General features: G+C 70.3%; 17 protein-coding genes. 5 read left to right on the forward strand and 12 right to left on the reverse strand.

Going from position 1 to position 14,182, the window contains the following annotated elements; all coding sequences use genetic code 11:
• Nucleotides 1-40: 40 nt before the first annotated feature.
• On the reverse strand, nt 41-643 hold the full coding sequence (locus ACMATS_RS24340; protein WP_414169031.1) for a TetR/AcrR family transcriptional regulator: 603 nt from the start codon (nt 641-643) through the stop codon (nt 41-43).
• Nucleotides 644-774: 131 nt separating this feature from the next.
• Between ACMATS_RS24340 and ACMATS_RS24345 the strand changes: the two genes are divergently transcribed.
• From ACMATS_RS24345 to ACMATS_RS24355, 3 genes are all read left to right on the forward strand, one after another.
• Nucleotides 775-1,281 carry a PH domain-containing protein gene (locus ACMATS_RS24345; RefSeq protein ID WP_414169032.1) on the forward strand — a complete coding sequence of 169 codons (507 nt, stop codon included), beginning with the start codon at nt 775-777 and terminating at the stop codon, nt 1,279-1,281.
• Nucleotides 1,278-2,762, forward strand: coding sequence for a PH domain-containing protein (locus tag ACMATS_RS24350; protein ID WP_414169033.1), 1,485 nt, complete (start codon nt 1,278-1,280; stop codon nt 2,760-2,762). Before ACMATS_RS24345 ends, ACMATS_RS24350 begins: the two co-directional genes overlap by 4 nt.
• Before the next feature lie 94 nt (nt 2,763-2,856).
• Nucleotides 2,857-4,458, forward strand: coding sequence for a sigma-70 family RNA polymerase sigma factor (locus ACMATS_RS24355; RefSeq protein WP_414169034.1), 1,602 nt, complete (start codon nt 2,857-2,859; stop codon nt 4,456-4,458).
• A 73-nt stretch (nt 4,459-4,531) separates the two neighbouring features.
• On the opposite strand, the gene ACMATS_RS24360 is transcribed toward ACMATS_RS24355, so the two are convergent.
• The 5 genes from ACMATS_RS24360 to ACMATS_RS24380 form a co-directional block, all read right to left on the reverse strand.
• Nucleotides 4,532-4,786 (reverse strand): DUF397 domain-containing protein, encoded by a 255-nt coding sequence (locus ACMATS_RS24360; RefSeq protein ID WP_414169035.1) that lies wholly within the window; start codon nt 4,784-4,786, stop codon nt 4,532-4,534.
• Nucleotides 4,783-5,601: a helix-turn-helix domain-containing protein gene (locus ACMATS_RS24365; protein ID WP_414169036.1), complete on the reverse strand. Its 819-nt coding sequence runs from the start codon at nt 5,599-5,601 to the stop codon at nt 4,783-4,785. Before ACMATS_RS24365 ends, ACMATS_RS24360 begins: the two co-directional genes overlap by 4 nt.
• A gap of 301 nt (nt 5,602-5,902) precedes the next feature.
• Nucleotides 5,903-6,646, reverse strand: a complete 744-nt coding sequence (locus tag ACMATS_RS24370; RefSeq protein ID WP_414169037.1) for a succinate dehydrogenase/fumarate reductase iron-sulfur subunit — start codon at nt 6,644-6,646, stop codon at nt 5,903-5,905.
• Nucleotides 6,643-8,589: a fumarate reductase/succinate dehydrogenase flavoprotein subunit gene (locus ACMATS_RS24375; protein WP_414169038.1), complete on the reverse strand. Its 1,947-nt coding sequence runs from the start codon at nt 8,587-8,589 to the stop codon at nt 6,643-6,645. The genes ACMATS_RS24370 and ACMATS_RS24375 overlap by 4 nt, the downstream gene beginning before the upstream one ends.
• A gap of 2 nt (nt 8,590-8,591) precedes the next feature.
• Nucleotides 8,592-9,299, reverse strand: a complete 708-nt coding sequence (locus tag ACMATS_RS24380; RefSeq protein WP_414169039.1) for a succinate dehydrogenase cytochrome b subunit — start codon at nt 9,297-9,299, stop codon at nt 8,592-8,594.
• Between the two features lie 95 nt (nt 9,300-9,394).
• Here ACMATS_RS24380 and ACMATS_RS24385 point away from each other — a divergent pair, with 95 nt between their 5' ends.
• Complete coding sequence (locus ACMATS_RS24385) at nt 9,395-10,303, forward strand: LysR family transcriptional regulator (protein ID WP_390781085.1); 909 nt, start codon at nt 9,395-9,397, stop codon at nt 10,301-10,303.
• 14 nt (nt 10,304-10,317) lie between these two features.
• Here the strand turns inward: ACMATS_RS24385 and ACMATS_RS24390 are convergent, their stop codons facing one another.
• The 6 genes from ACMATS_RS24390 to ACMATS_RS24415 all read right to left on the reverse strand — a co-directional run bounded on the left by ACMATS_RS24390 (nt 10,318) and on the right by ACMATS_RS24415 (nt 13,582).
• Nucleotides 10,318-10,626: a transcriptional regulator gene (locus ACMATS_RS24390; protein ID WP_390781086.1), complete on the reverse strand. Its 309-nt coding sequence runs from the start codon at nt 10,624-10,626 to the stop codon at nt 10,318-10,320.
• Nucleotides 10,623-11,069 carry a hypothetical protein gene (locus tag ACMATS_RS24395; protein WP_390781087.1) on the reverse strand — a complete coding sequence of 149 codons (447 nt, stop codon included), beginning with the start codon at nt 11,067-11,069 and terminating at the stop codon, nt 10,623-10,625. Before ACMATS_RS24395 ends, ACMATS_RS24390 begins: the two co-directional genes overlap by 4 nt.
• Before the next feature lie 65 nt (nt 11,070-11,134).
• Nucleotides 11,135-11,494 (reverse strand): fluoride efflux transporter CrcB, encoded by a 360-nt coding sequence (gene crcB, locus ACMATS_RS24400; RefSeq protein ID WP_414169040.1) that lies wholly within the window; start codon nt 11,492-11,494, stop codon nt 11,135-11,137.
• On the reverse strand, nt 11,491-11,835 hold the full coding sequence (locus tag ACMATS_RS24405) for a DUF190 domain-containing protein (RefSeq protein ID WP_414169041.1): 345 nt from the start codon (nt 11,833-11,835) through the stop codon (nt 11,491-11,493). The genes crcB (ACMATS_RS24400) and ACMATS_RS24405 overlap by 4 nt, the downstream gene beginning before the upstream one ends.
• Entirely contained in the window at nt 11,832-12,296 is a 465-nt protein-coding gene (gene crcB / locus ACMATS_RS24410; protein ID WP_414169042.1) for a fluoride efflux transporter CrcB, read from the reverse strand. The genes ACMATS_RS24405 and crcB (ACMATS_RS24410) overlap by 4 nt, the downstream gene beginning before the upstream one ends.
• A 47-nt stretch (nt 12,297-12,343) precedes the next feature.
• Nucleotides 12,344-13,582 carry a styrene monooxygenase/indole monooxygenase family protein gene (locus tag ACMATS_RS24415; RefSeq protein WP_414169043.1) on the reverse strand — a complete coding sequence of 413 codons (1,239 nt, stop codon included), beginning with the start codon at nt 13,580-13,582 and terminating at the stop codon, nt 12,344-12,346.
• 249 nt (nt 13,583-13,831) lie between these two features.
• Here ACMATS_RS24415 and ACMATS_RS24420 point away from each other — a divergent pair, with 249 nt between their 5' ends.
• Nucleotides 13,832-14,074, forward strand: a complete 243-nt coding sequence (locus tag ACMATS_RS24420) for a chaplin (RefSeq protein WP_336413373.1) — start codon at nt 13,832-13,834, stop codon at nt 14,072-14,074.
• Nucleotides 14,075-14,182: the final 108 nt, after the last annotated feature.

Consider the following 14,182-nt stretch of genomic DNA (forward strand, 5'->3'; position numbering starts at 1 on the left):
GAAGCCCCCTGAGAAACGGTGAAAGGGTGGGGCCGGGGCATCATCCCCCGAACAGCCGCCCCAAGTGCGCGTCCACCAACCCCATCGCCTCCTCCGGCGAGTGCACGCCGAGCAGCGCATAGCTGCCCAGCCCGTCGACCAGCGCCATGAACAACGCCGCCTCCGTCTCCGGATCCCGATCCGGAGCCACCTCCCCCCGCTCCATGGCCGAGCGCAGCAACCCCGCATAGAACTCCCGCAGCGCAGGCGCCCCTTCCCGCGCGTGCCGCTGCAACTGCTGGTCGTGCACGGCCCGGATGAAGTAGGCGATCTGGACGAGCAGCCCCGTCCGGCTCTCGTCGTTCAGCGGCAGCATCTCCGCCGCGACCTCCCGCAGGACGATCCGCGGCGCGGGCGGCTCGTCGCTCAGCGCCGTGATGCGGTCCCGGATCCGCCCGGTTGCCATCTCGTTGATGTGCTCCAGTGCGAACACCAGCATCTCGTCCTTGGACGAGAAGTAGTGCTGGAGCTGTCCCAGCGAGATCCCGGCCTCCGCCGCCACGTCCCGCAGGCTCGCCCCGTCCAGCCCCCGCGCGGACGCGATCCGCCACAACGCCTCGGCGATGCGCCGACGACGCTCTCCATGGTCAACGCGCTTGGGCACGGGCAGCAGCCCTTCCGTTTTCCGTTTTACAGGTCGTTCGTATTGCTATAGCTTAGCGGCAACGCTTCGCCATACAACTGACCTGCAAAGCCTGCAAGGCCTGTACGGCCTGCAAAGGATCGGGGGGCCCGATGCCGCCAGTACTCCGCCCGCCTCGCCACCGCATGGACCCCCGTGCCCGCACCTGGTGGGCCGTCCAGGCCTGGACGGCCGTCAGCGGCCCGATCCTCCTGGTGGCCGCCGCACTCCTCGTCCTGTCCGCTCTCTTCTTCCCCGGCGCCCTGCCCTGGCTGGCCCCCCTGGCGCTCGTCGTCCTGGCCCTCCCCGCGCTGCTCTACGCGCTGGTCATGCCGGCCTGGCGCTACCGCGTCCACGCCTGGGAACTCGGCGAATTCGCGGTCTACGCAGCCGGCGGCTGGTTCTGGCAGAAGCGCCGCATCGTCCCGCTCTCCCGCGTGCAGACCGTCGACACCCATCGCGGACCGCTCCAGCAGCGCTTCGGGCTCGCCACGGTCGTCGTCACCACCGCCTCCACGGCGGGCGACGTGAAGATCGTCGGCATATCCGGGGCCGACGCCGGCATGCTCGCCGAACGCATCGGCGAAGCAGCCCAGTTGATGCCGGGGGACGCAACGTGACAACCCGTGCCGAAACCCCCTGGCGCACCCTCTCCCCGCGCACCCTCCTCGCCCACTGCGCCTGGCTCGGCGCCCCCCTCGGCTCCTTCGGCCTCACCCTCCTGGCCACCGGCGGACGCCTCGACGGCGGCGCCTGGGGCACCCTCGGCTCCCTCACCGGCGTCTTCCTCGTCATCACCGCCGCCGGCTTCGTCACCTACCGCCGCACCCGCTACCGCGTCACCCCCGACGCCTTCGAACTGCACACGGGCCTCTTCACCCGCCGCGTCCGCTCCGTCCCCCTCCACCGCATCCGCAACGTCGACCTCACCGCCAACCCCGTCCAGCGCGTTCTCGGCCTCGCCGTCCTGCGCGCCGGAACGGGCGGCGGCACGCATGGCGCCGCGCTCTCCCTCGAAGCCCTCACCCGCCCCGCCGCGGAACGGCTTCGCGTCGAACTCCTCGCCCGCGCCGGGGCCGTGGACGCCGAGGACCCCGTCCTCTCCACCGCCGATCCCCGCTGGCTGCGCTACGCACCGCTCACCTTCTGGATCTTCGGAGGGGTGTTCGCCGCAGTGGGCGCGATCTGGCGCATTTTCGACGGTGTCGGCATCAAGCCCTGGCGGATCGGCTTCGTCCGCCACGCCTTCGAGGACTTCGGCAACAGCGCCTTGTGGTTGACGATTCCACTCGCTCTCCTCGTGATCGTCACGCTCGGTGCGGTCGGCGCCATGGCCCTCTACGCCGAGAACTGGTGGAAGTACCGCCTGGAATGGACCGACGCGGCCACCCTCCGCGTCCGCCGCGGCATGTTCACCACCCGCTCCGTCTCCATCGAACGTGCCCGCCTGCGCGGCGTCGTCCTGCGTGAACCGATGCTGCTGCGCGCAGGCGGCGGCGCGAGCGTGCGCGCCGTGGCCGGCGGCCTCGGCAACCGCGAGGAGAACCGCAAGCGCAGCGTCATCCTCCCGCCCGCCCCCAAGTCCGAGGCGGTGCATGTCTGTACGCACGTACTCGGCCAACAGGGCGGTCAGGTGAACACCGCACTGACCGCTCACCCGCGCGCCGCGCTGCGCCGCCGCTTCGTCCGAGGGGTGTTGTGGGCAGTGGCCCCGGTGACGGCCGCACTCGCCGTCCTCGGCACCCTCCTCACCCCCGTCCTCCTCTCTTGCGCAGCCGCCTACGCCGTCCTCGCCACACCGATCGTCTACGCCCTCGCCCGTGACGCCTACCGCTCACTCGGACACGCACTGCGCGGCAACTGGCTCGTCATCCGCTCCGGCACTTTCGAGCGCGAGACGGTGACCCTCGACCGGTCGTCCGTCCTGGCATGGACGTTCACGGACACCCCGTTCTCCCGGCGCGCCGGAGTCGTCACGGCAACCGCCGCCGTCGCCGCCGGCGAGGACGGATACCGCATTCGGGACATGGCGGCCGCGGAGGCCGCAGGCTTCGCAGACACCGTCGTGCCAGGGATGTTGAGGGAGTTTCTGGACATCTGACAGCCGTCCGAAAATTAGTCCCCGGTTTTTGTTATCCACCCGTCCGCTCTGCGTCTCCTATGTGTCGGACCGAACGGAAAGAGGTGGTCGGGGCGTGAAGAGTGAGAGCGTGGCCGTGGTCGAGGCGGCGCGAGCCGGAGACGCGGCGGCACAGGACGAGCTCGTCGCCACGTACCTGCCGCTCGTCTACAACATCGTCGGCCGGGCCCTCAACGGCCACGCCGACGTCGACGACGTCGTCCAGGAGAGCATGCTGCGCGTCATCAACGGCCTCGACGGCCTGCGCGACCCCGCCGGGTTCCGCTCATGGCTCGTCGCCATCACCACCAACCAGATACGCACCCACTGGCGGCAGCGCCCCGAGGCGCCCGTCAGTGGTCTCCAGGAGGTCGCCGAAGTCCCCGACCCCGACGCGGACTTCGTCGACCTCACCATCGTCCGGCTCGGCCTGGAGGGCCAGCGCAAGGAGGTGGCCGAGGCCACCCGCTGGCTCGACGACGGCGAGCAGACCGTCCTCTCCCTCTGGTGGCTCGAAGCGGCCGGTGAACTGACCCGCGCCGAGGTCGCCGCCGCCCTGGAGCTCACCCCGCAGCACACGGCAGTGCGCGTCCAGCGCACCAAGGAGCAACTCGACGTCGCCCGCGGCGTCGTACGGGCCCTCGCCGCCCAGCCGCGCTGCGCACAGCTCGCCGAACTCGTTTCGCACTGGGACGGCACCCCGTCCGCCCTCTGGCGCAAGCGGATCGCCCGCCACGCGCGCGACTGCGGCACCTGCGGCGGCTCCTGGTCCTCGCTCGTCCCCGCCGAGCGGCTTCTCGTCGGCCTCGGCCTCGTACCGCTCGGCGCCGGGCTGCTCGCATGGTGGGGGAGCGGCGCCGTCCTGCGCGACGCCCAGCCGGTCTCCCACGTGGTGCGCGGCCACCGGGCCGGCTCCGGCCGCCGCCGCGCCAACAAGGACGGCCGCCGCCGCACCGTGGCCGGAGCCGCGGCCGCCGCACTCGTGGCCGCCGGTGTGCTGGGCGGCCTGTACCTCTACACCGACTCCTCCAACGGCAAGCCGACCCGCACCCAGGCCGCCGGCGACGTACCGGCCAGCGTGAAGGCCCTCGACGCCAAGACCTCGGCCGTACCGAGCCCTTCCGCCTCGGCCTCTGCCTCCGCTTCTGCGTCCGCCTCCCCGTCGGCGAGCGCCTCGCCGTCGCCCAGCGCGACGACGGCCTCCCCGAAGGCCGAGCCCTCCAGCGAGACCCCCGACGCCCCGGCACCCAAGGCCCCGGCCCGCCCGGCCCCGCAGCCGAAGTCCGCCCCCGCGGACGGCGGCCTCGTCCAGCAGGTGATCAGCCTGGTGAACGTGGAGCGCGCCAAGGCCGGTTGCTCACCGGTCGCCGAGAACAGCCAGCTGGACGCTTCGGCCCAGGGCCACTCCGACGACATGGCCGCCCGCCACTTCTTCGACCACACCAACCCCTCCGGCCAGGGCCCGGGCGAGCGCATCACCGCCGCGGGCTACCACTGGAGCACGTACGGCGAGAACATCGCCTACGGCCAGGCCGACCCGGCGTCGGTGATGGACAGCTGGATGCACAGCGACGGCCACCGCCGGAACATCCTGAACTGCGCCTTCAAGGAGATAGGCGTGGGCATCAACCAGGCGCCGGGCGGCCCGCGTTGGACGCAGAACTTCGGGGCGAGGTAGGGGGAAGGGGCTCGGCTGGACGCAAATCTTCGGACACGCCGTGCGGGGTGATGGTTTGGGGTGGCGGGGCCGCCTATAGAGGCAGTCTGTGGTCGCTGATGGCGGTGACGAACGTCCGCCACGCGGCGGCGGGCACGAGGAGCGCGGGCCCGTGCGGGGCGGTTTTGCTGTCCCGTATGGGCACCGCGCCGGTGGGTATTCGGGCGGGGGCCCATTCGAGGCAGTCGCCGCCGTTGGGGCCGCTGTGACTCGACTTGAGCCACGCGCCCACCTCGACGCAGTCCCCGCCGTTGTTGCTGCTGTAGCTGCTCTTTCGCCATGAGGTCATGGGCCGAGCTCCTCCAGGTGCTTTCGGATCAGGTCAGCTGATGCGTTGGGGGATAGGGCCATGGCCCTGATCAGGTCGTACGAGTACGACGCAGCGGTCACTTCGGCCACATCTACCGCCATCCGGCCCTGGGAGAACCCGTTGACGTGGAGTACATCTTCCCCCGAGTCGAAGCCCATGATGGTGAACGAGCCATCCAGCCCCGGGTGAGGTGGAGCATCTCGCGGCACTACCTGGATCACCGTGCGAGGTTGCTCGCTTGCGTGAAGCAGATGTTCAAGCTGCCGCCTCATATTGGCCGAGGTGGCAAGGGGGCGAATCAGTGCGTATTCGTCGATGACGAACCAGGTGTGGGGTGGGTTTTCCCGCTCGAAGAGACTCTGTCGAGTCATGCGGGCGGCCACTAGGTCGTCAAGGCTGTCCGGTCGTCCACCGGCAAGTACCGCCCGCGCGTACTCCTCTGTTTGCAGCAACCCTGGAATGACCTGTGCTTGGAACGAGCGGATGGACGTGGCCTCCCGCTTCATCTCCACATACGGCAGGAACCAGCTCGGGTAGGCGAACCGGATCACCAGCGGGTGCAGGCGTCCGAAGTGTCCGTCCGTGCCGAACGCCACGTCGAGGTCCCGTGCGAGGTCCTCCGAAGGAACCCGCCGTGCCGCCTCCACATAACTGATCATCGCCTGCGTCGTATGCGCCCTCTTGGCGCACTCCCCCTGCGACAGCCCCGCTGCCGTCCGCACACGCCGCAGCTCGGAGCCGAAGAAGGCCAGGAGGGACGAGGTCGGGTCCGGTGCGTCGGTCTCGGCGGTCATGCGTGGCACCCTTCGCCATAACTCTTCCGGTGTTATCGGCTCCCCTCTTTTGGAGCGTACTCGCGGACCGCAACTCTGGTGGCACACCGAGTAGTTGACCCCACGCACGAGGTACTCATGCCGCCATCCGACGCCCCGCTCCCGCCGAAGCCCCTACTGCCGACCCGGCGCCGCCCGAACCCCTGTCCGGAGTGCCGCCGCATCCGGGCGGCGTACCACGCCGCGTCCCGCGAGGGGAACCGTGCAGCGGTCGAGTGGTGCATTGCGGCCATGGGCCGTCATCACCGCGCCGCCCACTGAGTCACCGGCGCCGCACGGTGGCCCGAAGGTACTCGCGGTTCATCGTGCCTATCGCCGACAGCGGGATCCCCTTCGGGCAGGCGACAGCACACTCGCCCGTGTTCGTGCAGCCGCCGAACCCTTCGGAGTCCATCGTCTCCACCATCCCGAGCACGCGCGACTCCCGCTCGGGAGCCCCCTGCGGGAGCACGTTCAGGTGCACCACCTTGGCCGAAGTGAAGAGCATCGCGGACCCGTTGGGGCAGGCGGCGACGCACGCTCCGCACCCGATGCACTCCGCGTGCTCGAACGCGAGGTCGGCGACCGGCTTCGGTACGGGCGTCGCGTGTGCGTCGGGTGCCGAGCCGGTGGGGACGGAGACGTAGCCGCCGGCGCCGATGATCCGGTCGAACGCGGACCGGTCGACGACCAGATCCTTGACGACGGGGAAGGCGCCGGCCCGCCACGGCTCGACGTCGACGACGTCGCCGTCCTGGAAGTGCCGCATGTGGAGCTGGCAGGTGGTGGTCCGCTCGGGGCCGTGCGCCTGCCCGTTGATGACCATGCCGCATGCGCCGCAGATGCCCTCGCGGCAGTCGTGGTCGAAGGCCACGGGCTCGTCGCCGCGCAGGATGAGTTCTTCGTTGAGGTGGTCGAGCATCTCCAGGAAGGACATGTCCGGACTGATGCCCGTCACCTCGTACGTGACCATGCTGCCGGCGGCGTCCGCCGAAGGCTGGCGCCAGATGCGCAGGGTGAGCTTCATGCGTAGCTCCGCTGGGTGGGGTGGACGTACTTGAAGTGCAGGTCTTCCTTGTGGAGGACGGGCGCCGTGCCGGTGCCCGTGAACTCCCAGGCGGCCACGTAGCCGAACTCCTCGTCCCTGCGCGCGGCTTCGCCGTCGGCCGTCTGGCTCTCCTCGCGGAAGTGCCCGCCACAGGACTCGCTCCGGTGCAACGCATCAAGGCACATGAGCTCGGCGAGCTCCAGATAGTCGACGATGCGGTTGGCCTTCTCCAGCGACTGGTTGAGCTCCTGGCCGCTGCCCGGCACCGTGATCCGGCGCCAGAACTCCTCCCGTATCTCCGGGATCCGGTCCAGCGCCTTGCGCAGCCCGCTCTCGGTGCGGGCCATGCCGCACTCGTCCCAGAGCAGCTCGCCGAGCTCGCGGTGGAACGAATCGGGCGTCCGGTCGCCGTCGTTCTCCAGCAGACGGCGCAACCGGTCGCTCACACCGTTCACTGCTTCCGTGACCGCCGGATGGTCGTGCGGCACGTCGTCGTGCGGATGGCGGGCCAGGTAGTCGTTGATGGTGGACGGCAGGACGAAGTAGCCGTCGGCCAGCCCCTGCATCAGGGCCGAGGCGCCCAGCCGGTTGGCGCCGTGGTCGGAGAAGTTGGCCTCGCCGATGGCGAAGAGGCCGGGGACGGTGGTCTGCAGGTCGTAGTCCACCCACAGGCCGCCCATCGTGTAGTGGATGGCGGGGTAGATGCGCATGGGCACCTCGTACGGATCCTCGGCGGTGATCCGCTCGTACATCTCGAAGAGGTTGCCGTACTTGGCCTCGACCGCCTTGCGCCCCATGCGCCGGATCGCGTCCGCGAAGTCCAGGTACACCCCCTGTCCGCCGGGCCCGACGCCGCGCCCTTCGTCGCACACGTTCTTCGCCGCACGCGAGGCGATGTCGCGCGGGACGAGGTTGCCGAAGGACGGATAGATCCGTTCCAGGTAGTAGTCCCGCTCGTCCTCGGGGATCTCGGCCGGGGGCCGCGTGTCGCCTTGGGCCTTGGGCACCCAGATCCGGCCGTCGTTGCGCAGCGACTCGCTCATCAGCGTCAGCTTCGACTGATGGTCGCCGGACCGCGGGATGCAGGTCGGGTGGATCTGGGTGAAGCAGGGGTTGGCGAAGTACGCACCGCGCCGGTGGGCCCGCCAGACGGCCGTGGCATTGGAGTTCTTGGCGTTGGTCGACAGGTAGAACACATTCCCGTAGCCGCCGCTGGCGAGCACGACCGCATCGGCGAAGTACGTGTCGATCCGCCCGGTGATCAGATCCCGGGCGACGATCCCCCGGGCCCGCCCGTCGACGACGATCAGGTCGAGCATCTCCGTGCGGGCGTGCATCTCGACGGCTCCGGCATCGATCTGCCGGCTGAGCGCCTGGTACGCGCCGAGCAGCAGCTGTTGCCCGGTCTGGCCGCGGGCGTAGAACGTCCGCGAGACCTGCACGCCGCCGAAGGAGCGGGTGTCCAGCAGCCCTCCGTACTCGCGGGCGAAGGGCACGCCCTGGGCCACGCACTGGTCGATGATCTCGACGGAGATCTGCGCGAGCCGGTGCACATTGGACTCCCGGGCGCGGAAGTCGCCGCCCTTGACCGTGTCGTAGAAGAGCCGGTGCACGGAATCGCCGTCGTTGCGGTAGTTCTTGGCGGCGTTGATCCCGCCCTGCGCGGCGATGGAGTGGGCGCGGCGCGGGGAGTCCTGGTAGCAGAACTGCACGACGTGGTAGCCCTGTTCGGCGAGCGTGGCCCCGGCGGCACCGCCCGCCAGGCCCGTCCCGACGACGATGACGGTGTGCTTGCGCCGGTTCGCCGGATTGACGAGCTTGGCCTCGAACCGGCGCCGGTCCCACCGCTCGGCGATCGGCCCGCCGGGCGCCTTCGTATCGCTGACGGGACCGCCGGTCCCGTACTGGAGGTACTCGCTCATGGTCAGCTCACGACTCCCGTCATGACACCGATGGGTACGGCAATGAATCCGCAGGTCAACAGGGCAGCAAGGGCGTTCGCGAGGAACTTGAACGCCCGGTCGCGGCGCGGGGAGTTGGCGCCCAGCGTCTGGGCCGCGCTCCAGAATCCGTGCCGAATGTGGAGACCGAGGGCCAGCATGGCGACGATGTAGAAGACATCGACGTACCAGCGGCCGAAGGACGCCACCAGGTTCTCGTAGGGGTGTCCCTCCTGGGCGTTGGGGTTCACGGTGAGGGTGGTCAGGTCGAGGATGTGCCACACGATGAACAGGCCGAGGATCACCCCGCCCCAGCGCATCGTCCGCGTCGCATAACTCGCGCGGGCCCGCTTGCGCACGTACTTCGCGGGTCGCGCTGCGAGGTCGCGGCGGCTGAGCTGGTACGCGGCCGTGCCGTGCAGCACGACCGAGACGGTCAGTCCCACCCGCGCGATCCACAGGAACCACTCGTGGTGCAGGAAGGGCTCTCCGATGGTGCGGATCCACTGCCCGTAGTGGTTGAACTCCCCGGCTCCGAAGAACACCTTCAGATTGCCCATCATGTGGGCGACCAGGTACGCCAGCATGATCAGGCCGGTGACCGCCATGACCGCCTTCTTGCCGACGGTCGACCGCCACGCGGAGCCGATGAAGGAGGACGCAGGTGCCCTCCGGGTCGTCGCCAGTGCCATGACCCGAGACGCTAGGCCGCCGCTCGGCGATCCGTCCAAGACATGATGAGCCTGGTTTCGATAGGCATCTCCTATGCAAGCACTACCATGCCGCTGTGCAACTCCAGCAGCTCCGCTACTTCGCCACCGTCGCCGGACTCCGCCACTTCACCCGGGCCGCGGAGGTGCTGCACGTCGCCCAGCCCTCGCTGTCCCAGCAGATCCGTTCTTTGGAACGGGAGTTGGGCGCCGAGCTCTTCCACCGCGCCCGCGGCAACATCACCCTCACCGACGCCGGCGAGGCCCTCCTGCCGCTGGCCCGGCGCATTCTGGCCGACGCGGATACCGCACACCGCGAGGTGCAGGAAGTCGCTCAGCTGCGCCGGGGCAGAGTGCGCCTGGGCGCCCCGCCCAGCCTGTGCGCGAGCCTCGTCCCGGACGTGCTGCGCACGTATCACGCCCGGTATCCCGGCATCGACCTCCTCGTCGACGAGGGCGGCTCCCGTGACCTCGTCCGCACCCTTGCCGCGGGCGAGCTCGACCTGGCCCTGATCATCACTCCGCTCGGTGCCGCGGCCCCCGCCCTCGCCACCACGGAACTGCTGCACGAGGAACTGGTCGTCGTCACCTCCCCTTCCGATCCGCCTCCCGTCCTCCGGCGCCGCATCCGCGTGGAGGACCTCCGCGACCTCCCGATGGTCATGTTCCGCCGGGGCTACGACCTGCGGGAGATCACCATCTCCGCCTGCCGCGAGGCCGGTTTCGAACCGTCCTTCACGGTGGAGGGCGGGGAGATGGACGCGGTGCTGGGCTTCGTGCGTGCGGGCCTGGGCCTGGCCGTGGTTCCCGGCATGGTGGCCTCCCGGTCCGGCCTTCGCGTCACCCCTTTCGAGGGTGACCGCATGCGCCGCACGGTGGCCGTCGCCCACCGCAAGGACGCCCCGCCGCCGCGCGCCGCGCGGGAGTTGCGCAGGGTGCTGCTGGAGCACCTCGGCGCCGGCGCCGCCTCCGAGAATCCCCTGTGATCCTGCCGGCCCTGCTAACCCTCGCCCAGATCGGCGTTGACGATCGCCCGCAGCGCGGCGAGGTGTGCCCGATAGGCCGCGCGCCCGTCCTTGGTGAGGCGCAGCCAGACCCGCTGGCGCGTCTCGCGCACCGCACGCCGCTGCTCGACGTAGCCCGCGTCCGTCAGGACCGTCACGTGCTTGCTGAGCACCGAGGGGCTCACCCCGAGCGTGTCCCGTATCGTCCCGAACTCGATCTCCTCGACGGCGTCGAGCGCGGCGCAGATCCGCAGCCTGTTCGGCGCGTGGATCGTCTCGTTGAAGCCGTCTTCGGGGGCGGTCACGGTGCGGGTATGCCCTTCTTGCGGGGAAAGCGGTCGATGACCAGGGTGCCACCTGCGACCAGCAGTGCTGCCAGCACCCATATCCACGACATGCCCGCGAGCCGGTCCAGCAGGTCCGCCCCCACGAATCCCAGCAGTCCGAGCACGGCGCCGCCGAGCATCTGCCGTCCCACCTTCGGGGTGTAGCGGTGCTTGACGCCGCTGGTCTGCACCTGCCGGATCACGAACGTGATCAGACACGCGAAGGAGACCGCGATGGCGACCAGGTCGTACGGCCTGGGCAGCAGGTTGGCGAGGAAGACCGCGGCCACGCACGCGGCGAGTTTCAGTTCGTACCGGCGCGAGGGCTTGATCGATCCCACCGCCGCCTGCGCCTGCTCGGCGAGCGCCAGCGATTCCGCGGCGCTCTCGCGAGACAGGCGTGAGTTCTCGTCAGTTGCCATGACGGAAAGTCTGGCACGGACTTTCCGTCATGGCAACTGACGAGTTTCCGTTGTGGAAAACTTCGTCACCCTCGGACCCAGCCCCCCACCGCCACCCCCGCGAAGGCGGCCCCGAGTCCGCACACCACGCTTGCCGCCGCGTTCGCCACGGCGTAACTCCGGGCCCCGGCCTCCGCCAGGCGGAGGGTTTCGTAGGAGAACGTTGAATATGTCGTAAGTGCCCCGCACAGGCCCGTCCCCAGCAGCAGGCGCACGTCGGCCGGGGCGGCCGCGGTCAGGACGCCGAGGATGAAGCAGCCCACCACGTTCACCACGAACGTGCCCCACGGGAAGACCGAGTCGTGCCGGGACTGGACCGCGCGGTCCGTCAGGTAGCGGAGAGGAGCGCCGACCAGCGCGCCCCCGATGACGAGGAGCCAGTTCACGCGGGCGCCTCCCGGCCCCGGTAGTGCAGGACCGCGACCTCGTCCAGGGTGACCAGGCCCTCGCCGACCAGCTCGTCGAGGACGGGCAGGAAGGCCTGTACCCGCTCCTCCGTGTCCACGATCACGACCGCCACCGGCAGGTCCTCGCTGAGCGACAGCAGCCGGGTCGTGTGGATCAAGGACGAGGCGCCGAAGCCCTCGATGCCGCGGAAGACGCTGGCGCCCGCCAGACCCGCCGCATGAGCGCGGTGGACGATCTCGGAGTAGAGCGGTCGGCCGTGCACGGTGTCGGACTCGCCGACGTAGGCCGTCACCCGCAGCGCATTGCCGTGGAGTCTCAACGGGACCTCCTGAGAACGAACCGGCGGGTCGACGCCGCCGCTGCCCACACCGCGGCCAACGCCGTCAGCAGCGTGGCGGCCAGGTACGCCAGAGCGCTCGCCACGCGGCCGGCCTGCAGCAACTGCTGCGCGTCCACCGCGTACGTCGAGAACGTGGTGAAGCCGCCCAGCACCCCCGTTCCCAGGAAGGGCCGCACCAGCCGGTGAGCCGAGCCCAGTTCGGAGACGGTGACCAGCAGTACGCCGATCAGGGCGCAGCCGACCGCATTGATCAGGAGCGTGGTCCAGGGGAAGGCTCCGCTCGGCGTCGCCCACAGCAGCCCGGCGCCGTAGCGGGTGACCGCGCCGATGGCCCCTCCGGCGGAGACGACGCCCACGACCGGCCACTGGCCGGAGGGGCGGGGACGGCGTGTGCGCCCGCTCTGTGCCGACGCGACCGCCTCGGCCTGTGACGTGCCCACGTGCGCTCTCTGCCTCCGCCTGTGCCCTACTCCATGCAGAGCTCAGGTTATCGCCCGCTTCCCGTGACGGCCTTCAGATACGCCTCCGCACGGTCCTCGTCCATCAGCCAGTCCTGGTAGTCGGCGGGGTCGGCGAAACCGTTGACGTACCGGTGGGCGATCTCGCGGTGCTCGCCCGCCGCGGTCAGCAGGCGCCGCACGTGCTCGGGCAGCGGTGTGCTCAGCACCAGGTTGGTGAAGGCCGTTCCGTGCCGTGCGTGCTCCCAGTAAGCGGCGAAGACGCCGTGCATCCATGCCCGGTCGAACGGCAACTCGCCCCGCTCGCGGATCGCCGCCAGGTATCGGGCCGCGGCCCGGGCCGCGTTGTTGCTGCCCTGCCCGGTGATCGGGTCGTTGACGACGACCGCATCCGCCATGCCGAGCACGTACGTGTCCGGCGCGACCTCCGCGACGGGATGCCGCACCACCGGAGTGACGGCACCGGACAGCGCGGCCCCCGCATCCGTCGGCTCGGCGTGCGCGCACAGCTCGTACTCCCAGGGTGCCCGCTCGCGCAGCACCTCCAGCGTGCGCGCGAGCACGGCCTGCGGATCGCCGGCCGACTCCTGCCAGCAGTCCAGCGGCCCGCCCGGCACCCCTTCCCACAGCACCGCGTGGCACGGCCCGGACAGCGTCAGCGCCGGCATGACGAAGTACTCGCCGACACCCGGGAAGCCGACCATGCGCAGATACGGCTCGCCCGGTGCCGGTGCGATCCCGTGTGCGTACACGACGGCGACCACGCGTTGCGGGCGGTCGAAGGGGCTGTGCCGCTCGTCCCGACCGAACACCTCCCCGAGCGGCCCGCGCCCCGTGGCGACGACCGTCAGGTCGTGACCGGAGGCCAGCTGAGCCAGGTCGTCGGCGGACGCCTCGCGGTACTCCACGCAGCCGCCCTGCTCCTCGAAGAGCTCCAGCCACCGCGCGGTCTTGATCCGCTGGTCGACGGACTGGGCGGGCGCGGCGAGCGGACCGGTGACGGACGGCCTCCGGCCGTCCTCCGGGTCGACCGTGGTCAGCGAGGCGCCGTGGATCCAGGGAGCCTCGCCGTCCCACAGGTTCAGCCCGGCCTCGCGTTCCAGGGTCAGCGCCGGAGCGAACATCTGCTGGGTGGACGTCACGCGCCCGGCCCTGATCTCCTCAGGTTTTCGCGCGGCGACCACCGTCACCTCGTACCCGGCCGACCGCAGCCCCAGGGCCAGTTGCAGGCCTGCCTGTCCCGCGCCCACGATGGCGATTCTGCGCATTGCCGCCTCCCCCATCGAACGGTTGCCACCCTCACCCGTTGTAAGCGCACAGGGCGCACCGTGTACAGACGGCATACGGGCGGCACGACCGTCGCGGGCACCGTCCGGTTCGCACCTCCATTCGGCCCACGGGGCGGTCACCCGGACGCTTCATGGACGAAACCTTTGTGACTTATGGGCGTTTTACCGGACTCCTGGCCCCATCGGCCGGGGAGCCTGTCCCGTACGACCAAGCAAAGGTGTCTCCCCATGTCACGAATCGCCAAGGCAGCAGTCATCACCGCAACCGTGGGCGCCACTCTCGCCGGCGTCGCCGCCGGCAGCGCGGTCGCCGACGCCGGCGCGAAGGGCGTTGCCGCCGGTTCCCCGGGTGTGATCTCGGGCAACGTCATCCAGATCCCGCTGCACGTGCCGATCAACCTGTGCGGCAACTCCATCGACATCATCGCTCTGCTCAACGCGGCCTCCGGCAACACCTGCGTCAACGGCTGATGCACGGCTAGTCCGCGTCGTCCTCCGGACGGTCCCCGGCCGGGACCCGTCCTGCGTGTGGCGCCCCCGACAGTGTCGGCGGGCGCCACGCGCACGTAGGATCACCTG

Origin of the sequence: Streptoverticillium reticulum (assembly GCF_047456005.1) — a bacterium.
Classification (GTDB): domain Bacteria; phylum Actinomycetota; class Actinomycetes; order Streptomycetales; family Streptomycetaceae; genus Streptomyces; species Streptomyces reticulum.